Origin of the sequence: Marinomonas colpomeniae, assembly GCF_014803385.1 — a bacterium.
Classification (GTDB): domain Bacteria; phylum Pseudomonadota; class Gammaproteobacteria; order Pseudomonadales; family Marinomonadaceae; genus Marinomonas; species Marinomonas colpomeniae.
This window is the reverse complement of record NZ_JACYFC010000002.1, coordinates 631,100-653,546: the sequence shown is the minus strand read 5'-3', so window position 1 is coordinate 653,546 and position 22,447 is coordinate 631,100. Positions and strand designations below refer to the sequence as shown.

Below are 22,447 nucleotides of genomic sequence, written 5' to 3'. Positions count from 1 at the left end.
TTTGATAAACAATCATAGAGACATCGATTGATCATACAAAGGTATCTAATTATGTTTATGTTTATGTTTATGTTTATGTTTATGTTTATGTTTATGTTTATGTTTATGTTTATGTTTATGTTTATGTTTATGTTTATGTTTATGTTTATGTTATTCAGCAGGATTTTTTGTATTATTAACATCCACATCATTTTTCACAATGAGGCCTTGCGGTGTCGTGCAATTTACTGACAATTGAAAAATATCGTCACGTGAATAATGACCAACGATATCTAAATCCTGTTTGAATTTTACCGTATCAGTAAGATCTATATCGGTATAAATTATTTTACTTTCTCCAAAGACTTGTTCGGTGACCCAATTTCCATCAGGGCCAATCACACCACTACCACCGTTAAACAGTACATTGCTTATTTCGTTTGGTGCACCAGTACCAGCTCTATAAGCCTCAACTAACTCATCAGGTACATCATCAGTGGTAAGATATTGGGCAGCAGCAACAACAAAACAACGTCCCTCAAAAGCATAGTGCCGTGAAGCAATAGCGTGGCTATCAGCCATATCTGGCCAACAAGCAATATGAATTTGTTCGTCTTGATGATGTAAAGTATGACGTGCGAGAGGATGCCAATGCTCCCAACAAATAAGGGAACCTATACGCCCTATATCTGACTCAATCACTTTTAACCCCGATGCATCCCCTTGCGCCCATATATTTCTTTCAGTGAGTGTTAAAATCAGTTTTCGATGGATATTAAGCGTGTCACCTTTAGGTCCAATAGTCATAGTACTATTGAAAATAGAGCCGCTAGAAGTACGAGGTTTTTCATTAAAACCCATAACAATATGTACTCCAGCGTCTATTGCTGCTTTTCGAATAGGTAACAATGCATCATCTTCTGCTGTAGGGCATTGGGCTAAAAATTTAGCATACCAATGCCGAGCATTTGAACAATCCCACCCAGCCATTTCAAAAACCCAAGCAGGGTAACCCGTTAACCAACATTCTGGAAACACAACTAAATCAGCCCCTTCTTTCCCTGCTTCACGAATTAACTTAGCGGCTTTTTTTACACCTTTTTCTAAATCAAGTAACACTGGTGCTTCTTGAACAATAGCGATTTTTTCCATTTTCATATCTGGGCCTATATTAAAAGTTCAGGACAATATTTTTATATAAAAGATCTTACGCTTATGATCATTCGAGCTTATTATTAAAAGTATTTTTCACTGTAAAAGCCCACTTTCGCTACGTAATGACAAGCTAGATACCCACAATGAATGGAGAACATATACCTAATAAAAATTCTATAATGTTGAGGTAAGCTAATAAGTTTTTCATCTAAAATCAATTAAAACATATTGATCGAAGATTTCTTTTCTACCAATTGAGTGTCGCTATTTTCTTTGAGATTGGCTTCATATAAGTTAGCGTGATTTGATCTCGAATGTAAAAATATAGCTACTATAAAATGTAAAATGTCGTCAACATGCAACAAGCCGTCGATTAAGTATCACGAAGACACACGCCTCTCACGCTAGAATTCTCTTAACCTAATAGTTTGTCGGATGGTTTATCCACGATGAGATTCGCATTACACAGTCTAAATAAATCAACATAGTGTATGGACGACTAATTTCAAAAAAGTCTTTCCTGCAGAAAATTTTGATATAGCAACTGAATTTATAGGAACAAACCAATGGGTAATGACTACGCACAACAAGAAGTTATTTTACGCCACGACTTAGCCGCAGCCTATCGCCTCGCAGCAATGCTTGGGTGGGAAGATACGATCTATACCCATTTTTCAGTACGCTTACCTGATATAGACGATACTCCTCGATTCTTAATCAACCCTTTTGGCCTTATGTTTGATGAAGTTAAGGCAAGTGATTTAGTCATCGTTGATGTTAATGGCAAAATTTTAGAAGGCGATGCTGGCTACAACTTAGCGGGATTTACGATTCACAGCGCGGTACATACGGCGCGTGAAGATGCTCATTGTGTAATGCACACACACACAGTACCCGGTATGGCATTAGCCGCTTGTGATGATGGGTTATTGATGCTCAATCAAATTAGCACTGAGTTCTATAATAACCTTGGCTACCATGATTACGAAGGGGTCGCATGGAATCTTGAAGAACGTACAAGAATTCAGGCATCGCTTGGCGATAATATAGGGTTAGTTCTACGTAATCACGGTTTGCTGACCGTCGGCGAAACAGTCGCAGATGCGTTTCAAATCATGTACTACCTAAATAAAGCCTGTGAAATTCAATTAGCCACAGCTCAAATGGCAGGCTTAAACAAAATCGTACCGATTCCTGAGAAACTCGCTGCACACGTTAATTCCCAATTTAAAGGTGTAGATCATGAGCGTCAGTTCGTCTGGAAAGCTTGGTTAAGAAAATTGGATCGAATTGATCCCTCTTATAAGGATTAACGTCATGAGTATGTCTATATTGTTAGCATCTAATGACATTGAATTTACCGATGCGATCAAAGCAGAATTCCAGAAATCGCACCCTGAAATCAACGTTTACTTACCAAATGATACGGATTCAGAAAATGCTGAGTTGGCAGCCTGCTGGCATCCGCCTGAATCTTTATTAGTTGATTATCCAAACATTAAAGTTTTGCATGCGCTATCTGCAGGAGTAGATCATCTAGGGGAAAAACTACTAACCTCTAAGCTACCTGTTTTTCGCATCGTGGACCCAGTTCAAAAACACGGTATGTTGGAATATATTTTATGGGGAATATTAAATTATCAACGAGATTTTGAACAATACAGAGCGTCCCAAGATGATAAACAGTGGAGACCTCTTACTCAGCGCTCGGCATCTGACACTCAAATAAGTTTATTAGGGCTAGGAGAAATAGGCGCTTATGTCGCTGAAAAACTAGCGCAATTTGGCTACACCGTTCATGGCTGGTCTCGTAGTCAAAAAGAGTTGAATGGAGTGAATTGCTACAGCGGAGACGGTGCGTTAAGTACTGTTCTGAGTAAAGCAGATATTCTCGTTAATTTATTGCCTCTGAACCCACATACCCAAGGTATTTTATCTCAATCTACATTCAATAAAATGCCACAAGGGTCGTATGTGATCAATTGCGGCAGAGGCGGTCATATGATTCATAGTGACTTAATCGATGCTATTAACAGCAATCAACTTAAAGGCGCTTTACTAGATGTATTTGATGAAGAACCGCTCTCTAGTAATCATCCTTTATGGTCCGTTCAAGGGATAACCATAACCCCTCATATTGCATCATCATCGTCTATTTCAGCCATCGTTAGTCAAGTTGTCTTAAACATGGCAGATTTTAAACAAGGAAAAGCATGTAACAGCGCTGTTGTTACGTAAACATCAACCTACAGCACCATTCTTAATGTCTGAACAAACCAAGACAAACTACGTTGAAAGAATAAAGTGGATACTGATTCCAATATAAATGAGGGATAGCGATGAAAGAAGTCAGATTTTCAGTCAGTGAAGAGAGCAATACGCTACTTGCCCAGTTTAATGGACAAAATATTGAACTGCCTGCCCTATGGCTTCGAGAGCGTTGCCAAGATGAGTACCACTTAGACAAGGTTTCCAAGCAACGCTTTTTCGACCCTCATCAGTTATCTGAAGACCTTAGCATAAAGAAAATCGAGTCTATTATACCGGAAGAAAAGCTGACAATATCATTCAGTGATGATTACACCGGAACATATGACATCAATGAATTTTATGCTGATTTTGATATGTGGGATGGCACGCCAGCCACAAAATCTTGGCTCAGCGATACAGATAAATCCGCTTTTTTCGTACAGTATGATGACTTAACCTCTGAAAAGGGCCTTCTAAATGCATTAGAAATATTTTTAGCATACGGTCTTATTATTGTGAACGGTGTTCCGGAACGCCCTAATGCCGTTTTAGAGGTTGCAGAGCGCTTCGGTAACGTTCGCCAAACCAACTTTGGCAAACATTTCGAGGTATACACACGTCCAGACTCTAATGACTTAGCCTATCGCTCTGTATCTCTAGGTCCACATACCGATAACCCTTATCGTGATCCAATGCCCGGAGTGCAGTTGCTTCATTGTATTCAAAATGAAACCACTGGCGGTTTATCAACATTAGTAGATAGCTTGTCTGTCATAGAACAGCTACGTAAAGAAGACCCTTATGGCGTCGAATTACTCAGCACAATCCCAGTCAGGTACCGTCACTACGATCAAGATGTCGATCTCATTGAACGTCGGACTATGATTAAACTCGATTCCGCTAATCGCGTAGAAGGTGTTGCCTATAGTCCTAGGTTAGATTTTCTACCATTACTAGAACCAGAAAAACTAAAGGTTTTCCACCGAGCACGTCAGAGATTAGGGCAGCTATTCTCTGATCCACGCTTTGAGTGGCGCTTTAAGCTAGAACCGGGGCAACTTCAGATGTTCCATAACACTCGAGTATTACATGGTCGTACTGCTTTTGACCCTAATGAAGGGCATAGGCATCTACAAGGTGCTTATATAGATCTTGATGAGCCAAAAGGGCGTTATGTATCACTCAAGAAAAAAATCTCGATATAAGTAAGTCACTAGTAGGAGAGATAAATGAAAACGGTACAATTTCGTCAAATGAAAGATGGCACTAAAGAAGAATACGATTTTTTAGAGAAACACGAAATAGAATACGCCGCAGGATTTCCAGATCGTATTATTAATGCCCTCAAGAACCTTGAAAATACCTTATCAGGTTATCAAGTAACAAGACTAGAGCATTCCTTACAAACGGCAACAAGAGCGGAAGCCGATGGTGCAGATGAGGAAATGATTCTTGCTGCACTCATCCATGACATCGGAGATGACCTTTCTCCCTACAACCATGCGCAACTTGCTGCCTCTATTTTACGCCCATACGTACGACCAGAAGTCACTTGGGTTATCAATCAACATGGCTTATTCCAGAACTATTACTACATTCACTTTTCTGGCGGCAACCCAAATGAGCGAGACTATCTAAAAGATCATCCTTGGTACCAGAGTTGTGTCGATTTCTGTGAGAAATGGGATCAAGCATCCTTCGATCCAGATTATCCAACCAAACCTTTGGAGTACTTTGAGCCATTGGTTCGTAAGATTCTCTCAAGACAACCTTTTTCCGAGCAATATGTAGGCCCCCAAACCATGGGAAAAAGTGCCGTAGACATCGCTATATCAGGGGTGGGTATATAGGAAAATACTTCATCAGGTTAATGTGAGCATTTTCTAATGCTTCATAAGCCTTAGTATTACTAGCCTCGTTATCTTTGTCTTTTTCTTTTTGTCGTATTGATGCAACAAGAAGTCGACTAAATGTCACAGGAAAAAGCCTCTTTCATCATAAGATTAAGTCAATATTAATCTTATGATTTCTTACCTTATTATTTAGGACGACACTATGAGCTCAGCTGACTCCAACTTAGAAATAGCCTCATTCACGCCTTATCCGATCACTCACCATCCAGTGCAAATTGAGAAAAATGAAGAGTCTATAACCGTTATTTGGGATCATGGACATAAAAGTGAGTTCCATTATTTATGGCTACGTGACAACTGCCATTGTCCTCAATGCATATCAACAGCGACAAGAGAGCAGACTTTTGAAATCTGTGACGTTCCTTTTACAATCAAAGCCTCTAATGCTTACATCACCGATGATCATAGAATCGTCATTGAGTGGGACTACGAAAACCATGTTAGTAAATACCATCCAGGGTGGCTACTAAGCCATTGCTACAGCGAGGAAGTCGTACAGACCAAGCAATGGAAGCCAATAATATGGGATAAAGAAAAAATCAGTCATGAGCTACCAAAAACACAAAGTCATGCGCTGATAGAAAGCGATGCAGAGTTACTTACTTGGTTACGCAGCTTAAGAGATTATGGGATTGGTGTTGTTGCTGATGTAGAAACAAAACAGAGCGCTTTAAAAGCGATTACCGATCGCATTGCATTTATGCGCGAATCAAATTACGGCACACTTTTCGATGTTAAAATAACCGCTGGAGCCAACACCTCAGCCAATACAACGCTGCGCTTGCCTTTGCACACAGACTTATCGGCCCGTGAATTACAACCTGGACTGCAATTCCTACATTGTTTGGTTAATGATGCAACAGGGGGAGAGTCTATATTTGTTGATGGCTTTAAGATTGCTGAATACATGCGAGAACACTGTCCAGAAGAGTTCCGTGACTTAACCACTATTCCAATGTCTTTTAACAATAAAGACCCCTACTGTGACTACCATTATCGCGGCACAGTGATTGCGACTGACAGCAATGGTGAGGTAACGGAAGTTCGTCATGCAAACTTTATTAGAGGCCCGATTGATGTTCCATCCCATCAAACGATGGCACTTTATAAAGCCTACCAGTGCTTTATTCTTCTAACGCGAGAGCCGAAGTTTCAATTATTTTTCCGCCTTACCGCTGGAGAAATGGTGGTATTTGATAATCGTCGTGTATTACATGCTCGTAATGCTTTCGACTTAAAAGCAGGTATGCGTCAACTACAAGGTTGCTATATAGACAGAGATGAGTTTCTTTCCCGCATTAGAATATTGGAAAGAAACACAGAACTAAACTAAGGACGAAAGGCTAAGCTCTCATTAGAAGGCGATATTGTGTCGCTGTCTTGCCATAAAAAGCTCGATAGCGACGGCTAAAATGCGCGGTAGAACAAAACCCACAGGCTAATGCTATTTCAGTGATACTCAAACCAGAATCAGATAATAAATAATGCGCATGCTCCATTCGAAGCCGTAAATAATACGCTGACGGAGAAACCTTTAAATGCTGTAGAAATAAACGCTCTAATTGCCTTATTGAAATAGATAAAAGGTTGGCTATCTGCACCGTCGCCAGAGGCGTTTCAATATTAGCATCCATCAGTTCCAATGCTTTAAGTATTTTGGGGTGATGTAAGTTTAATTTTTTTGAGAAACTGGGTCTTTGTCTATCAGCATGATGTCGCGTTCCATTAGTAATAAGTTGTTCACAAACTAAGTCTGCTACCTCACTTTGGCAGTAGTATTCAATAAAATACAGAGCCATATCGGACGCGGCGGTTCCACCAGCACAAGTGATTCGATTGCCATCTATTTTGAACAGCTCATCGCTTACATTTAGATAAGGATATCTCTCTTGAAAGGCTGGTTTGGCCTCCCAATGTAGTGTCACTTTATAACCATCTAACAGCTTTGCTTTCGCTAGAGCATAACAGCCAGTATCTATGGCTCCAATAACACTGCTTTTTCTGTCTAGATTACGTAGCCATTTAACACAAACGTCACTGGTGTACTTTTCAGGGCGAAAGCTCGCATTCACAAACAAGTTTTTTGGTGTGGAACAAGCGTCTATATGAATAGATTGCTCTAACGCCATACCATTACTCGCGGTAACAGGCTTACCATTTTCACTTAAGCACTGCCAACGAAAGACTTCTTTCCCAACGATGCGATTCGCTATACGTAATGGTTCTGTAATAGAAAGCAAAGACATCATGGAGTATTCAGGTAGAAGTAAAAATGACAGGGTAAATACACCATCATCATCTACTATTAAAAGACCACGTTGAGAGAGAGATAAAACGTTCATAGATCGGCAACCTGCTCAGTAAATATCATTTCCCATACTATTAAAAAGGTATTTTTCATAAGAAATAACTCAGAGCAATGACCTATGAAAAGTATCTTCTTCAACAATTGAAATCAAGAAGTAACAGGCTTTTATAATTAAAAGCCTGTTACTTCTTGATTAGATTTATTTAAACGAAAAAGTAATTAAGGTAACCATGACTGTACCACTTCAGGGTTTTTCTCGACCCATTCCTCAGCCATTTCACTCACTTCTAAATCTCCGCTAGACATACTAAATACCCACTCACTTACCATAGAGTCACTTAATGTAACTTTACTCAGAAATTTGGCCACCTCAGGTGCTCTTTGTTCCAAGGATACGGAATAACCGATGTGAACTGGTGAATCTGGAAAAGCACAGTTTATCTCACTTCCTGCTAACCAATTATCTGTGTCTACATAGTTATAACATCCATTAGGATTGTAATCTTTATGCTCTTTTTTGCTCTCATTTGAATAGCCTGTAAACTCAGGTTCTTCTAGTTTTCGAAGGTCATAAGCATTGTGTATCCATTCAGGTTTCCAATAATAAAATAAGATACCTTCTTTTTTACGATACGCCTTTTTCAACTGCGCCTTCAGAATAGCGTCCGATATAACAACAGGCGTAAAGTATTTATCAAACCCATAACTCTTTGCTTTAATTTGATTGATTTTGACCAGTTCCCAACCTGATGCACCTGGCCAGTATTCACCCACGCCATCACCATCTGCATCAAACAATTTAGCAATCTCAGGTTTCGCTAAGTCATAGACAGAGTTCACACCATATTCGTCTTGAATGTAACCAGGAATATAAAAGCCTTCTGACCCGAAATAAGGTGTTTCATTTGCTTTAACGCTTTCTTTACCACCCTTTAATACAAATTTTTTCCACGCACTACCTTGTAAATTAGTCCATATATCAGGAAAAACATCGATGCTGCCTTTACCAGCATCTAAAGCAGACCAAATCGCAGCTTGATCTGCTGTGATAAATTCAACGTCAACATTAAATTTATCTTCTAAAATAACTTTCAATACGTGTTCAATTGCTATTGCGCCATCCCAATTTAATTCACCAATTACTATGGTTTCTTTAGCCATAGCGCCTTGGGAAGCACTTAAGCCTATCAATGCACTTAAGCTCACGGTGCTCAATATTTTCTTCATCATTTTATCCTCATTGTAGATTAGTAAAATTTAATAGAACCAACTGTCACTTTTGAACTTTAATGTAGTACTGTTTACATCAACTTAATGTGTATTACTCTCAACACGACCACGAATAATCTTGTCCAAAATCATCGCACATAAAACAATAGCAAAACCTGCTAATAATCCTTTTCCAGCTTCAAGCCGTTGCAAGGAAGACAGCACATCGTACCCAAGTCCTCCTGCACCGATCAACGCAGCAACCACCACCATAGACAAACTCATCATGATGCTTTGGTTGATCCCCGCCATAATTGACGGCATCGCCAAAGGCAATTGCGCTTTAAACAAGACCTGAGCTGGACTCGCGCCAAACGCCAACATCGCTTCTATAACAGACGGACTCACTTGCTGGATGCCTAATGCGGTTAATCGAATCATCGGTGGCATGGCAAATACAACGGTCGCTAACACGGCAGGTGGCTTACCAATTGAAAAGAACGCTATGGCTGGAATCAGATAGACAAAGCTAGGCATCGTCTGCATCACATCCAAGATAGGGTTTAAGATTCGATTAAAACGAGGCTTTTTAGCCGCAAGAATGCCTAAAGGTGCACCGATGATTAAACAGATAAACACTGAAGCGCCAACCAGAGCCATGGTGCTCATGGATTTATCCCAGAATCCGAAGGCCCCTAGGTACGTCAAAGCAGCAGCAGTAAATGCAACCACTTTCCAACCTGCCATTTTCCATGACAACAAAAGCAATAGCAGCGCCATTACAGGCCATGGTGTGCCGATAAATAACAGTTCCAGAAAATCGAGCATGCCACGAATGGCCCAAGTAATAGAATCAAAAATATCTTCAAACGATATGGTTAACCACTCAACAAAAGCATCTATACTTTTCGCCGTGGTCGACGCAATTTTACGGTTTGTGGGAAAGCTATCTAAAGCATCTATTACTTGTGTCGCGCTAAATTTGTAGATGGTTAAAGGGTAAATCGCGGCAATAAGTGCAGTCCCCTTCATCACTCTATTACCTGTCGAACCGCTTAATACGCTAGGAGTAATTCGCCATTTGCAGTAAAGCTTATAATAGAAGCTGTTTGCGACACCGCCTCCAATCAATCGACCAATAATAAGAACACCAAGCCCCACAGCAACACTTGCCTCAGGGTAAGTGTCTGCACTCCAAAGGCTTCTAGCAATCGAAATACAACCCAGAATATCAGTCACTAATAAGGCCCAGAATAAAAACCAAACATTGCGACTCGCTGCCCACAAAGGTCCTGCAACAGCTGCAGCTATATTAAGTTTGTACTTCTTACCTTGGATAATTTCATTAAATGACTGTAAATAATATTCTGTTGAACTGCCTAAAAACCGCTTCAATCCATCGACTTCTTTTGAGCTCAATGAAGATGTTTTTTCTGGTACGGAAGACGTAACAGCCTCTTGCTTAAAAGAATCACTCATTTGCATCTCTCCCTTGTATACCACGTAATAATTGGCGCTTAGTAATCACACCGACTTCTTTATCTTGTTTTAATACAAGAATCGGATTTTCATGATCAATGGCTAAGTTAATTAGCTCATCAAGATCGGCATCGTGTGGCGCTCTTGGGCAGAGGTTTTGATCTAAGTTGTTATCTTTCAAATAATCTTCAATCGGACGCATAATGGATTGCGCAGAAACTAACTTTAAGCGAGAGATATCTTTCACAAATTCTGCGACATAATCATTAGCTGGCGCTGTAATAATTTGTTCAGGTGTACCAATTTGGACTATCTCACCGTCTTTCATGATAGCGATTCGATTACCAATACGAATGGCTTCGTCTAGATCATGAGTAATAAAAATAGTCGTCTTGTTCATTTCTCTAGAAAGTTCTAGAAACTGATCTTGTAGCTGGCGACGAATTAGAGGATCTAACGCACTAAAAGGCTCATCCATTAGCAAAATAGAGGGATCGGCTGCCATCGCGCGAGCAAGACCAACTCTTTGTTGCATGCCACCAGATAACTCAGACGGCATACGATCCTCCCAACCATCAAGTTGAACCAGTTCTAATTTTTTTTGAGCTACATTAAGACGAAAGGATTCATCTACATGTCGTAACTCTAAGCCTAATGCAACGTTCTCTCGTACAGTACGGTGTGGCAATAACGCAGTATGTTGAAACACCATGCCAATTTTCTCAGCACGGATTTTACGTAATTGTTTGTCGTCCAATGCGTTGATATCTTCACTTTCAATAAAAATATCTCCTGATGTTGGCTCAATAAGGCGATTGATGTGACGTACCAGTGTGGATTTACCACTGCCCGATAGACCCATAATGCAAAATATTTCTCCTTCTAACGCTTGAAAACTTGCGTTCGCCACTCCGACAACACAACCATATTCTTCGCGCACTTGATCTTTTGTTAAGCCTTTAGTTTTTACTGCATGCAAAGCCTCTACCGATCTATCACCGAATATTTTCCATACATTTCGGCATTCTATTGCAGGTTGTTCTGTATTGTTCTCTAACATCTAACTTAGCCCACCTAGTTTGAGTTAATGGTGCTCTACAAACACCATATCTTTATTATTAGGGTTTCTTATTAGTGACCATCGACAAAAAGCCGGCAGAATATGACCTTTATTCCTTTCGTTATAAATCGTCTTCTTGATTAACGTTTAATGCCTTTTTCTTGGCGATATTCATCCAAAGTTTGCATAATTCGAATCAAGCAATCATCACGCTCTTGAATTAACTCATTAATCGATGCGCCATTAGCCTGATTTAAGCAACCTTGCACCATGTCATCTTTTAATTCCTGCGTTAATTTTGGCGCTTCTAATCGTGTCCATGGTTCTTCTAATGCATGCTCAAAATGATCAAGTAAATATTCCATACCGCCTTGCCCACCACCAAGATGGTAAGTCAAACAGTGTCCCATAATAGCCCAACGTAAACCCGGCCCATGGATAATCGCTTTATCGATGTCTTCGACTGTGCATTCTTTGTTTTTGACCATGTGTAAAGCTTCTCGCCAGATGGCTTCTTGAAGTCGATTACCAATGAACCCTGGTAATTCTTTTTCCATCTTGGCAACTTGCTTTTCTATTGACTCATAAAACTCTGCCGTCCAATCAACCACATCCTGACTGGTTCTTTCACCGCCACAGACTTCACAAAAAGGCATTAAATAAGGCGGGTTAAAAGGGTGACCAACGATAAAACGCTCTGGTTGTTCTTTTAAATTAACGGCCATATCCGTCATCGGCAACCCTGATGTACTGGAAATAATTACAACATCTGCGGGTGTTATTCGATCCAATTCAGCAAACAGGTCACGCTTTGCATCCAACCTTTCTGGCGTATTCTCTTGGATGACTTGAACACACGACACCATGTCTTCTAGAGAATCAACAAAGCGTAAATTATCTCGGCTCGCACCTTCTCGTAATCCGAGTTTTTCAATGGTTGGCCAAACATGATCAACCATCGCTAATAATTTTTCTTTGGCATTAGGACCGGGATCGTAAGCCACCACATTCATACCCATACGTAAAAAATGCAGTGCCCATCCACCACCAATCACACCAGTACCAATGACACCCACTCTTGTTACTTCATTTGGATTTGGACGAGTCATATTGATCTCCTACTATTATTGAGTGCCACGTAAGCATAATTTTTCACGGGCTTCAGTAGGGCTCAGAATACGAGACCCCATGTTCTCAACAATATTGACTGCTCGCTCTACCAGCTGACCATTCGTCGCGAGTACACCTTTACTAAGATACAAATTGTCTTCTAAACCCACTCGAACGTGGCCACCAAAAAGTGCAGATTGAGCGACCCAAGGTAATTGATTGCGGCCTAATGCAAACGCTGACCAATTAGTATTAGCTGGTAACATATCAACCATGGCTTTTAACAATGCGATATTAGGTGGTGTCCCCCAAGGTATGCCCTGACATAGCTGAAACATTGCATTATCAGCTAAGAGGCCTTCTTTCATCATTTGTAGAGCGAACCAGAGATTACCTGTATCAAAAATTTCTAACTCAACCGTAACACCAAGCTTTTTAATATGAGCGGCACCAAGGCGTAGCATATCTGGGGTGGAAACATACACCAAGTTACCATCACCAAAATTCAACGAACCACAGTCTAGAGTACAAATTTCAGGCTTAAGCGCTTCAATATGAGCCAAGCGCTCAATGGCTCCGATAAGGTCCGTATCTTTACCAAAATCAGCAGGATTTTCTTCAGGGCCAACATATAAATCCCCTCCCATACCGCCAGTAAGATTAATGACAATATCGCATTCTGAAGCACGTAAACGCTCACATACTTCAGCATAAAGATCGACTTGACGAGACGCCTGTGTAGTTTCTATATCACGAGCATGAATATGGGCAATAGCAGCGCCAGCATTCCACGCTTCAATGACAGAATTGGCAATTTGTTCAGGAGTAACAGGAACATGAGGATTACGTGCAGCAGTATCAGCAGCACCATTTACAGCACAAGTAATAATAACATCTTGATTCATCTTATAATCTCTTGATTAGATAGATAGAGACTAGAAAAATTCATCATGTAATGAACTCTAGATATTAGCTGCTTTAAACTTACACTGTGGAAGGTTTTTAAATTGCCTAAAATCGATGCATTTTGGCCTAAAACCGATATTTAAGCAATTCTGTCGTAATTAGGCATCTATTGAAACTCCTAATAAGGACAATTTTGAAGAAGATGTATTATGAAAAGGCAGCAGCAAAAAGGCTGCACATTAGGTAGAATACCCTTAAACAAAATGATAAAAACAAGAAAATTACCTTTCTTGACTGGGTTTTTTAGAAAACTGCTGTTGATAACAACGGGTGAAATGAGATAAAGAAACAAAGCCACAGGCAACAGAAATCGCTGTTACACTTTGTTTTGTTTGTTGCAACATATTACGTGCTTTTTCTAATCGTAATTGTCGATAAAAAGATTTGGGCGTTTGCTGTAAATGATGCTTAAACAAGCGCTCTAATTCACGACCAGAGATACCAATATGGGCTGCTAATTCTGATATATATAAAGGTTCTTCGATGTTACGTTCCATCAACTGAACGGCTTCAATTAAATGCTTATTACGACTATCCAATCGTATTTGTAATGAACGCCTCTGAGGACCAGCATTGGCTCTTTGATGTGTATAAATTAACTCATCAGCCACACGAGTAGCTAACTGTTGATCATGCTGTATCCTGATTAAGTACAACATCATATCTAAACCCGATAGCCCACCAGGGCAAGAAAACAAATTTCTATCAATGACTAATAACTCTTGTACAAATTCTACATTAGGAAAAAGTGCCTGTGTGCTTTCATGATTTTCCCAATGTACCGCCGCTCTATAGCCATCTAAAATACCAGCTGCAGCCGCGATATGAGCCCCCATATCTTGACAGCCAATATCAGAACCAAAATAGCTTTGTTGACGAATAAAACTTAAGACAGCGGGAGAAGAAACCGTTTGTGGGTCATGACAACCTGAACAAATAATTAATGTCTCGCATTGATCAACATCTTTGATACTGACGTCTGTCATAATATCAATACTATCGCTGCTAGTGACCAAACCGCCAAATTCAGAAACCAATTCCCACTCATAGAGAGGCAAACCGTTGATGAAATTCGCATGGCGTAGAGGACCTAACATTGAGCTTAAACCAAATAGAGAAAATCCTGTTGTTAATAAAAAATGGATTTTTCTAGGGCCGTTTTCTATATTTTCACTTAGCACGTCTGGTCCTTTTCAATTAATGAAAGATGGAAAATAGTCGTAAAGAAACAATTTATATACGACTTTAATCAATTCAATGTGGTTTTTTATACCTATTATAGACGTTACTAACAAGCCCTTTGTTAAAACCTTAAAAGCATCTTTTATTATAGAAAGGTAGAAAAAATGTCTGCAACTGTATTACCAAAAATCGAGCACACCATCTCTCTATTTGAAAGTCCTGTGTTATCTGAATGGATTGATTATAATGGCCATATGAATGACGCCTGCTATGTCATTGCCTTCAGTCAAGCGGTCGATGGTTTCATGGACTGTATAGACCTAAACGAATCTTTCCGCGCAGAACATGACGTTTCTATCTATACATTACAAAGTATGGTGACGTATCTACAAGAAGTATCCGAAGGCGAGAATATTGTTATTAAAGGGCAACTATTAGAAAGCGATGCAAAAAAATTGCGTTTATTCATGACAATGTACCATGCGAATACTCATGATGAGCTAGCAACAATGGAAACCTTATTACTGCACATGGACATGAAAAATCACAAAGCATCTCCTTTTCTTCCACACACGCGTTCTTTAGTAGAAAACATTCAAACAGCTCATAATAAGCTAGAGCTTCCTAAAAATTCAGGACAAGCCATTCAATTACGTCGTCCAAAATAAGACTAATCTAGCATAAAGGTAACAGGGCCATCATTGGTAAAGGAAACTTTCATGTCTGCACCGAACCGTCCTGTTTCGACCTTGTCATATTGCGCACGAACTTTATTCACTAAGTCATTGAAAAGCCTTTCAGCTTCCGCGGGGATCGCCGCTGTTGAGAAACCTGGACGCAAACCCTTTTTTGTTTCTGCCGCTAAGGTAAATTGAGAAACTAACAAAACACCACCGCTTACTTGCTGGACGTTTAAATTCATTTTCCCCTCTTCATCACCAAACATTCGATATTTGAGAAGCTTATCTGCCAAACGTCGCGTATCGAGTTCACTATCGCCTTTTTCGATCCCAACTAAAACCAGCTGACCATGATTAATTGCACCAATCGTTTCACCGTCAACCACGACGCTAGCGTTAAGTGCTCGCTGTACTAAGACCTTCATTGTTGCTCCTTTTGATCGAATTGGTGTTGCTGTATCTACTTTATTAAATGCCAGAAAAAACAAAAGCGCCCGAAGGCGCTTCTGTCGCTCCTGAACTTATTTAAATAAGTTCATTTGCTGCTGCTCTTTTAAAACGATTCTATGGAGTCGCTTTATTGAGTTACTTACTTACGACCGTGACGCTTACGTTCGTTTTCAGTAAGGTATTTCTTACGAACACGAATGCTTTCTGGCGTTACTTCTACCAATTCATCATCTTCGATAAACTCTAGAGCTTGCTCTAGAGTCTGCTTGATTGGTGGCGTAAGTGTTAACGCTTCATCCGTACCAGAAGCACGTACGTTAGTAAGCTGCTTACCTTTAACAGGGTTGATAGCCAAATCGTTGTCACGTGAGTGAATACCGATAATTTGACCTTCGTAAACTTCAACAGCGTGGCCTAAGAACATACGGCCACGGCTTTGTAAGTTAAACAAAGAGTAAGCGGCTGTTTTACCAGTCAACATACTAACCAAAACACCGTTCTTACGACTTTGAACTTCACCGTCTTTTACTGGACCGTAATGATCAAAAACGCTTGTCAAAATACCAGAACCAGATGTCAATGTTAGGAACAAGCCACGGAAACCGATCAAACCACGAGAAGGCATCATAAACTCAAGACGAGTACGACCCTTACCATCTGGTTCCATGTTTGTTAACTCACCTTTACGTAAGCCAATTTCTTCCATGATAGAACCCTGATGTTGGTCTTCAACATCGATCACTACCATTTCGAATGGTTCAGATTTAACGCCGTCGATTTCTTTAACAACTACTTCAGGACGCGACACGCCCATTTCGAAGCCTTCACGACGCATAGTTTCAATCAATACAGACAAGTGAAGCTCACCACGACCAGATACGATAAATTTATCTGGCGTCTCACCTTGCTTAACACGTAATGCAACGTTGTGAATAAGTTCTCGATCTAGACGGTCTGAGATATTACGAGTCGTTATGTATTTACCTTCTTTACCAGCGAACGGAGAATCGTTCACCATAAAAGTCATGCTTACTGTTGGCTCGTCAACAGACAAAGCTGGAAGTGCTTCTACACAAGTAGGATCACACAAAGTATCAGAGATACTTAAACCATCAATACCATTAATACAAACGATATCACCCGCAGAGGCTTTGTCTGTATCAACACGTGCTAGACCATGATAGCCCTTCACGTTTAGTACTTTACCTTTACGCTCTTTACCATCAGCAGATTTTATTACTACTTGCTGGTTAGGAGACAAACTACCACGTGTGATACGGCCTACACCGATAACACCAACGTAGCTATCGTAATCCAATGCAGAAACCTGCATTTGGAACGTACCTTCTGGATCAACATCTGGTACAGGTACGCTATCAACGATCATTTGGTATAGAGGTGTCATGTCATCTGCTAGGTTGTCTGGATCAGTACCAGCTTGACCATTAATTGCAGAAGCGTAGATAACAGGGAAATCTAATTGTTCTTCTGTCGCACCCAGGTTATCAAAAAGATCAAAAACTTGATCCATAACCCAATCTGGACGAGCGCCAGGACGGTCAACTTTGTTGATAACAACAATAGGACGCAAACCTTGCTCAAATGCTTTAGAAGTTACGAAACGTGTTTGCGGCATTGGGCCGTCAACCGCATCAACCAATAGACACACACAATCAACCATAGAAAGTACACGTTCCACTTCACCACCGAAATCGGCGTGTCCAGGTGTGTCTACGATATTGATACGGTAATCATTCCACATGATTGACGTATTTTTCGCCAATATGGTAATACCACGTTCTTTTTCTTGATCGTTAGAATCCATGATTCGTTCTGAACCTTCATCTTTACGATCTAACGTTCCTGATTGACTTAATAGTTTATCTACTAGAGTAGTCTTACCATGGTCAACGTGCGCAATGATGGCAATATTGCGTAACTTACTAATATCATTAGACATTTATCATTCTCTGTAATAGGCGTGGCTTAAAGATAGACACTTGCTTTGCCTTTGCAATGCAAGTCTTTAAACTCATTGGATCTTGAAATGGGACAAAATTCGCGCAATTGTACCCTTATATTGATAAATATCCCATTAAAGTAGACAAAAAAGTCAACAAAAATACATCAATAAAAGAACAGATTGCATTTAGAACAAAACGATAACATTCATTTACTACAAAAATGCTACCGCTTCCCGGTACTTTTTAAGGTAAGTAAATACCTACATTTTCATGCCCTTTTCCTAATAAGTAGGAAGCATGCATTCGACTCATCACACCTTTACCGCAATACAGTAAGTGCATGGTGTCTTTATCTAGATCTGTCCAGTTAGTGTCTAAAGCAAAGAAAGGAATCACTTTCACTTGTCGGCCACTTACTTTTAGCGGGCGATTACTCGCTTCGTCTGGGTGTCTTATATCAATAACAACTTGGTCATCAACAGGCATGCGCACAACAGGTACTTCACCCTGATATTGTTTAGCCACATCGTCCATCACATTTTGAATGGACATTACTTTTGCATTTGCTACAGCTTGCTCCAATACGTCAAAGTCAAAGTTCGACTCTTGCTTTTCAACGCGATGCATTTTTGCACGTGTGGTTGGCTTCACTGAAATCACACCACAAAATTCAGGCATAGTCGCTGCGAAAGGCGCAGTACCTATATCTATCGCTTTATCGATGATAACTTGCTTGTTCATTGTTATTAATGGGCGAAGTACTAATTCATCGGTTACTTGATCAATCACTTTTAAGTTGATTAAAGTTTGACTCGAAACCTGAGCAACACTTTCACCAGTAACCAAAGCTTTAGCGCCAACCTGCTCCATCATCTGAGAAGCCGCGCGTAACATCATACGCTTTAAGATAACCCCCATCTCGGCGTTATCAACTTTTGTTAGAATTTCGCCAACAACAGCCTCAAACGGCACAGTAATAAATTTTACATTAATAGCAGAGCCGTATTTTTCCCAAATAAAGTGAGAAACTTGCTTCACGCCAATTTCGTGAGCATCACCACCTAAATTGAAAAAACAAAAATGCGTTTTTAACCCACGAGCCATTGTCATATAAGAGCTTACTGTTGAATCGTAACCACCAGACATAAGAGACAACACAGGGTCTTGTGAGCCAAGTGGATAACCGCCCAAACCTTCGACACGTTGCTCTATCATCCAAACGCGGTCATCACGAATATCAATAGGAACAAGCACTTCCGGATTCTTCAATCTCACAGCCAAAGCACCACAACGTGCTTTTAAACAACCACCAATATGCCTTTCTGCGTCAACAGATGTAAACGCATGATGTTTACCAACTCGCTTTACCCGTACCGCAAATACAGCGTCTTTGATTTCCTCGCCATACGACACAATTGCTTCTTCAACAATTCCGTCAAGATCGATCAAGGGAAATTCTCGAACAAATTGAAAATGTGCAATGCCTGCAATGTTTGTCAAAGCCTGAATAAAGTCTTCACGTAAATCATCCTGATTAGAATGAATTTCAATGAAATCCCAGTTACCTGCAACAATGACAGCGATATCATGTTTCTTTAAAACCAACTTAATATTATGTCTAAGTTGCCTAATAAATGCTTTTCTAACTGGGGGACTTTTAACAGTGATTTCTGCAAAAAACTTAACAATAAATTTCATAGGGATTGCGACATATACCAGAGATGAGAAATAGGGCGCATAGTATAAAGAAAAGCCAATGGATACGAAAACACTAAATTCGCACCACAATAGATCAAATCAACCACCCGAGCGCACCAAAAATGACCAGTCTTGTTTTTTAAAAACCAAACCCAAGTGACTATTAAGTGCGAAAGATCATAAAAAATCGCTATCCCACTGTTATATAAGTATTTATTTGACTGCACAGAATTCTGGCATAAGTTATGCTTTATATTTTTGAAATGGCGCTTTATATTAAAGCACCCTAAATAAAAGTGATTTCGCTTTAACTACGACTGGAGAACAACTATGTCAAACAAGACCATTGCCTTGATTGCTGAGCACGACGCGAAGTGGGTTGACCTTCGCTTTACTGACTTTAAAGGTAAAGAACAACACGTATCTATTCCAGCAATTACAGTAGACGAAGAATTTTTTGAAACTGGTCAGATGTTTGATGGTTCATCAATCGCTGGCTGGAAAGGCATTAATGAATCCGACATGATCATGATGCCACAGGACGATACTTGTATAATCGATCCATTTACTGAAGAAGCGACTGTTATCCTTCGTTGTAATATCATTGAGCCTGCTACTATGCAAGGCTATGACCGTGATCCACGTTCTGTTGCTCTACGCGCAGAAGAATTTCTTAAAGCATCAGGCCTTGGTGATACAGCATTCTTTGGTCCAGAACCTGAATTCTTCATTTTTGATGATGTTCGCTGGAAAACAGACATGTCTGGCAGCTCTGTAGAAATAAATGCTGAAGAAGCAGCTTGGTCTTCTAACAAGAAAATTGAAGGCGGCAACATGGGCCACCGTCCTTTCGTTAAAGGCGGATATTTCCCAGTACCACCAGTTGACTCACATCACGACCTTCGTGGCGCAATGTGTGGTGCAATGGAAACAATGGGCTTAGTAATTGAAGTTCATCACCATGAAGTTGCAACTGCTGGTCAAAACGAAATCGGCGCTAAATTTAATACCCTAGTTAAAAAAGCTGACGAAGTTCAGATCATGAAGTACTGCGTCCATAACGTGGCTCACGCTTACGGAAAAACAGCGACTTTCATGCCTAAACCAATCGTTGGTGATAATGGTTCTGGTATGCATGTACACCAATCTTTCTGGAAAGATGGCGTAAACCAATTTGCTGGCGATCTTTATGCTGGTCTGTCTGAAACTGCTTTGTTCTACATTGGCGGTATCATCAAGCATGCTAAAGCATTGAATGCATTCACAAATGCTTCAACTAACTCGTACAAGCGTCTTGTACCAGGTTTCGAAGCGCCAGTTATGCTAGCTTACTCAGCTCGTAACCGTTCTGCTTCTATCCGTATTCCTTACGTTGCAAGCCCTAAAGGCAAGCGTATCGAAGCTCGTTTCCCTGATCCAACCGCTAACCCATACCTAGCATTCGCAGCTATGTTGATGGCTGGCCTTGATGGTATCAAAAACAAGATTCACCCAGGCGATGCGGCAGACAAAGATCTATACGACCTTCCTGCAGAAGAAGCAGCAGCCATTCCACAAGTTGCTTCTAGTCTGGAAGAAGCACTTAAGTGTCTAAGCGAAGATCGCGCATTCTTAACTCAAGGCGGCGTATTCTCTGACGACATGATCGATGCTTACATCGAGCTTAAAGCAGGTGATGCACAACGTGTTGCAATGACAACAACACCACTTGAATTCGAACTTTACTACAGCGTTTAAGTTTTAAACCGCTGAAAGTAATACGTAATAGAAAGCCCCGAGATTAATCGGGGCTTTTTTTTGCACTAAAAAAATCCCCCTTATTGATACGCATCAAAATAGTGCGTATGGTTTTTTATATAAGACAAAAACGTTAGTAAACAAGTCTTCTTAGGGCGCCCAATGTTGGTTCGTTTTTTGCAACTACTCCGTAGGGAATAATGAACGCAGGAGTCAAAAGAGAGGCGTATGCTGTGTATAGCTTATTAATAGACCATCTATCTACCGCTGTTGTTCAATTGAACAACAGACTTGAGATCGAATATTTAAATCCTGCCGCTGAAATGCTGCTCGCCGTCAGTCGACGTCGAATTTATGGTAACGATCTTGGGGCAGCTTTTCGAGAAGATGAAAGCAGCATTCAGGCCTTACAATCTGCCATTGCATCTGGTAACCCTTTCACAAAAAGAGAGGCTGAGATCGAGTGTAGCAACACACAAAAACTGTTTTGTGATTACACCGTCACACCGATAATGGGGTCGTCTAACAGCACAGAAACTATCATCATAGAAATTCATCCTCGCGATAGAATGAAACGAATCTCACAAGAAGACGAGATAATAGCCAACCACGAAAGCAGCAAAGAATTAGTTCGCGGCCTCGCTCATGAAATCAAAAACCCACTCGGTGGTATACGCGGAGCTGCACAGCTAATTAGCCGTGCTTTTACTGACGAAGCGCTCAATGACTACACTCAAGTGATTATTGAAGAATCAGATCGCTTACGCGATTTAGTAGATCGTTTACTAGGCCCAAGACAAATTCCAAAAAATAAACCACTAAACATACATAAAGTTATTGAGCGAGCCAGACAGCTAATTTCAGTTGAAACTGATAATCAAATTCAACTGATTCGAGATTACGACCCAAGCATTCCAGATCTAATCGGTGATGAATCGCAATTAATTCAAGCACTACTTAATGTGACTCGTAACGCAATGCAAGCCTTGATGGAAGACGACAACACTCAGCATAAAACTATTCAAATGGTTACCCGTACACTGCGTCAATTTACCATCGGCTCAAAGCGACATCGTTTAGTTTGTAAGATCAGTATTATCGATAATGGTCCAGGTATACCGGACGCCATTATGAAAACATTATTTTATCCAATGGTTAGTGGCCGCGCAGAGGGAACAGGCTTAGGTCTGTCCATCGCTCAATCCGTTGTTCATCAACACCATGGAATTATTGAGTGTAATAGTTACCCTCAAAAAACCGAATTCAATCTATTAATTCCCATTGAGACGACAGTCCAAAGCTAGGAG

19 protein-coding genes are annotated in these 22,447 nt (G+C 40.3%); 8 read left to right on the top strand and 11 right to left on the bottom strand.

Annotated elements, in window-relative coordinates; all coding sequences use genetic code 11:
- Positions 1-150 precede the first annotated feature (150 nt).
- Positions 151-1,137, bottom strand: a complete 987-nt coding sequence (locus IF202_RS08275) for a carbon-nitrogen hydrolase family protein (protein WP_206705424.1) — start codon at positions 1,135-1,137, stop codon at positions 151-153.
- Positions 1,138-1,700: 563 nt separating this feature from the next.
- Between IF202_RS08275 and IF202_RS08270 the strand changes: the two genes are divergently transcribed.
- The 5 genes from IF202_RS08270 to IF202_RS08250 all read left to right on the top strand — a co-directional run bounded on the left by IF202_RS08270 (position 1,701) and on the right by IF202_RS08250 (position 6,630).
- Positions 1,701-2,447 carry a class II aldolase/adducin family protein gene (locus tag IF202_RS08270; RefSeq protein ID WP_191594401.1) on the top strand — a complete coding sequence of 249 codons (747 nt, stop codon included), beginning with the start codon at positions 1,701-1,703 and terminating at the stop codon, positions 2,445-2,447.
- A gap of 4 nt (positions 2,448-2,451) precedes the next feature.
- The gene (locus tag IF202_RS08265) at positions 2,452-3,372 is read left to right on the top strand and encodes a 2-hydroxyacid dehydrogenase (RefSeq protein ID WP_191594400.1); all 921 of its coding nucleotides are present in this window, start codon (positions 2,452-2,454) and stop codon (positions 3,370-3,372) included.
- 101 nt (positions 3,373-3,473) lie between these two features.
- Complete coding sequence (locus tag IF202_RS08260; RefSeq protein ID WP_191594399.1) at positions 3,474-4,589, top strand: TauD/TfdA family dioxygenase; 1,116 nt, start codon at positions 3,474-3,476, stop codon at positions 4,587-4,589.
- A gap of 24 nt (positions 4,590-4,613) precedes the next feature.
- Positions 4,614-5,234, top strand: coding sequence for an HD domain-containing protein (locus IF202_RS08255; protein ID WP_191594398.1), 621 nt, complete (start codon positions 4,614-4,616; stop codon positions 5,232-5,234).
- A 205-nt stretch (positions 5,235-5,439) separates the two neighbouring features.
- Positions 5,440-6,630: a TauD/TfdA family dioxygenase gene (locus tag IF202_RS08250; protein WP_191594397.1), complete on the top strand. Its 1,191-nt coding sequence runs from the start codon at positions 5,440-5,442 to the stop codon at positions 6,628-6,630.
- 10 nt (positions 6,631-6,640) lie between these two features.
- On the opposite strand, the gene IF202_RS08245 is transcribed toward IF202_RS08250, so the two are convergent.
- The 7 genes from IF202_RS08245 to IF202_RS08215 all read right to left on the bottom strand — a co-directional run bounded on the left by IF202_RS08245 (position 6,641) and on the right by IF202_RS08215 (position 14,610).
- A complete protein-coding gene (locus IF202_RS08245) occupies positions 6,641-7,639 on the bottom strand; it encodes a GlxA family transcriptional regulator (protein WP_191594396.1) in 999 nt (332 codons plus the stop codon).
- Positions 7,640-7,824: 185 nt separating this feature from the next.
- Positions 7,825-8,835 carry an ABC transporter substrate-binding protein gene (locus IF202_RS08240; protein ID WP_191594395.1) on the bottom strand — a complete coding sequence of 337 codons (1,011 nt, stop codon included), beginning with the start codon at positions 8,833-8,835 and terminating at the stop codon, positions 7,825-7,827.
- 81 nt (positions 8,836-8,916) lie between these two features.
- Positions 8,917-10,293, bottom strand: coding sequence for an ABC transporter permease (locus IF202_RS08235; RefSeq protein WP_191594394.1), 1,377 nt, complete (start codon positions 10,291-10,293; stop codon positions 8,917-8,919).
- Entirely contained in the window at positions 10,286-11,353 is a 1,068-nt protein-coding gene (locus tag IF202_RS08230) for a quaternary amine ABC transporter ATP-binding protein (protein WP_191594393.1), read from the bottom strand. Before IF202_RS08230 ends, IF202_RS08235 begins: the two co-directional genes overlap by 8 nt.
- A gap of 140 nt (positions 11,354-11,493) precedes the next feature.
- Positions 11,494-12,462 (bottom strand): 3-hydroxyacyl-CoA dehydrogenase NAD-binding domain-containing protein, encoded by a 969-nt coding sequence (locus tag IF202_RS08225; protein ID WP_191594392.1) that lies wholly within the window; start codon positions 12,460-12,462, stop codon positions 11,494-11,496.
- A 15-nt stretch (positions 12,463-12,477) separates the two neighbouring features.
- Positions 12,478-13,368, bottom strand: a complete 891-nt coding sequence (locus IF202_RS08220; RefSeq protein ID WP_191594391.1) for a BKACE family enzyme — start codon at positions 13,366-13,368, stop codon at positions 12,478-12,480.
- A 282-nt stretch (positions 13,369-13,650) separates the two neighbouring features.
- Positions 13,651-14,610, bottom strand: a complete 960-nt coding sequence (locus IF202_RS08215) for a GlxA family transcriptional regulator (RefSeq protein ID WP_328797211.1) — start codon at positions 14,608-14,610, stop codon at positions 13,651-13,653.
- A gap of 165 nt (positions 14,611-14,775) precedes the next feature.
- Between IF202_RS08215 and IF202_RS08210 the strand changes: the two genes are divergently transcribed.
- Positions 14,776-15,279 (top strand): thioesterase family protein, encoded by a 504-nt coding sequence (locus tag IF202_RS08210; RefSeq protein ID WP_191594390.1) that lies wholly within the window; start codon positions 14,776-14,778, stop codon positions 15,277-15,279.
- A 2-nt stretch (positions 15,280-15,281) separates the two neighbouring features.
- Here the strand turns inward: IF202_RS08210 and dtd are convergent, their stop codons facing one another.
- From dtd to thiI, 3 genes are all read right to left on the bottom strand, one after another.
- Positions 15,282-15,716 carry a D-aminoacyl-tRNA deacylase gene (gene dtd, locus IF202_RS08205; protein ID WP_191594389.1) on the bottom strand — a complete coding sequence of 145 codons (435 nt, stop codon included), beginning with the start codon at positions 15,714-15,716 and terminating at the stop codon, positions 15,282-15,284.
- Positions 15,717-15,880: 164 nt separating this feature from the next.
- Positions 15,881-17,701, bottom strand: a complete 1,821-nt coding sequence (gene typA / locus IF202_RS08200; RefSeq protein WP_191594388.1) for a translational GTPase TypA — start codon at positions 17,699-17,701, stop codon at positions 15,881-15,883.
- A gap of 247 nt (positions 17,702-17,948) precedes the next feature.
- Entirely contained in the window at positions 17,949-19,403 is a 1,455-nt protein-coding gene (gene thiI / locus IF202_RS08195; protein WP_191594387.1) for a tRNA uracil 4-sulfurtransferase ThiI, read from the bottom strand.
- Between the two features lie 330 nt (positions 19,404-19,733).
- Here thiI and glnA point away from each other — a divergent pair, with 330 nt between their 5' ends.
- Together glnA and glnL are read left to right on the top strand one after the other, a co-directional pair.
- Positions 19,734-21,140, top strand: a complete 1,407-nt coding sequence (gene glnA / locus IF202_RS08190) for a glutamate--ammonia ligase (protein ID WP_191594386.1) — start codon at positions 19,734-19,736, stop codon at positions 21,138-21,140.
- A 233-nt stretch (positions 21,141-21,373) separates the two neighbouring features.
- The gene (glnL, locus tag IF202_RS08185; RefSeq protein WP_328797210.1) at positions 21,374-22,444 is read left to right on the top strand and encodes a nitrogen regulation protein NR(II); all 1,071 of its coding nucleotides are present in this window, start codon (positions 21,374-21,376) and stop codon (positions 22,442-22,444) included.
- Positions 22,445-22,447 lie beyond the last annotated feature (3 nt).

What these genes read in the sequence shown, in the direction of transcription:
- typA (WP_191594388.1), bottom strand. Translation starts at nt 17,701, where the DNA reads ATGTCTAATGATATTAGTAAGTTACGCAATATTGCCATCATTGCGCAC.
- IF202_RS08235 (WP_191594394.1), bottom strand. Translation starts at nt 10,293, where the DNA reads ATGAGTGATTCTTTTAAGCAAGAGGCTGTTACGTCTTCCGTACCAGAA.
- IF202_RS08255 (WP_191594398.1), top strand. Translation starts at nt 4,614, where the DNA reads ATGAAAACGGTACAATTTCGTCAAATGAAAGATGGCACTAAAGAAGAA.
- IF202_RS08265 (WP_191594400.1), top strand. Translation starts at nt 2,452, where the DNA reads ATGAGTATGTCTATATTGTTAGCATCTAATGACATTGAATTTACCGAT.
- IF202_RS08225 (WP_191594392.1), bottom strand. Translation starts at nt 12,462, where the DNA reads ATGACTCGTCCAAATCCAAATGAAGTAACAAGAGTGGGTGTCATTGGT.
- IF202_RS08270 (WP_191594401.1), top strand. Translation starts at nt 1,701, where the DNA reads ATGGGTAATGACTACGCACAACAAGAAGTTATTTTACGCCACGACTTA.
- IF202_RS08275 (WP_206705424.1), bottom strand. Translation starts at nt 1,137, where the DNA reads ATGAAAATGGAAAAAATCGCTATTGTTCAAGAAGCACCAGTGTTACTT.
- IF202_RS08240 (WP_191594395.1), bottom strand. Translation starts at nt 8,835, where the DNA reads ATGATGAAGAAAATATTGAGCACCGTGAGCTTAAGTGCATTGATAGGC.
- IF202_RS08245 (WP_191594396.1), bottom strand. Translation starts at nt 7,639, where the DNA reads ATGAACGTTTTATCTCTCTCTCAACGTGGTCTTTTAATAGTAGATGAT.
- thiI (WP_191594387.1), bottom strand. Translation starts at nt 19,403, where the DNA reads ATGAAATTTATTGTTAAGTTTTTTGCAGAAATCACTGTTAAAAGTCCC.
- IF202_RS08260 (WP_191594399.1), top strand. Translation starts at nt 3,474, where the DNA reads ATGAAAGAAGTCAGATTTTCAGTCAGTGAAGAGAGCAATACGCTACTT.
- IF202_RS08250 (WP_191594397.1), top strand. Translation starts at nt 5,440, where the DNA reads ATGAGCTCAGCTGACTCCAACTTAGAAATAGCCTCATTCACGCCTTAT.
- IF202_RS08220 (WP_191594391.1), bottom strand. Translation starts at nt 13,368, where the DNA reads ATGAATCAAGATGTTATTATTACTTGTGCTGTAAATGGTGCTGCTGAT.
- IF202_RS08230 (WP_191594393.1), bottom strand. Translation starts at nt 11,353, where the DNA reads ATGTTAGAGAACAATACAGAACAACCTGCAATAGAATGCCGAAATGTA.
- glnA (WP_191594386.1), top strand. Translation starts at nt 19,734, where the DNA reads ATGTCAAACAAGACCATTGCCTTGATTGCTGAGCACGACGCGAAGTGG.
- dtd (WP_191594389.1), bottom strand. Translation starts at nt 15,716, where the DNA reads ATGAAGGTCTTAGTACAGCGAGCACTTAACGCTAGCGTCGTGGTTGAC.
- IF202_RS08210 (WP_191594390.1), top strand. Translation starts at nt 14,776, where the DNA reads ATGTCTGCAACTGTATTACCAAAAATCGAGCACACCATCTCTCTATTT.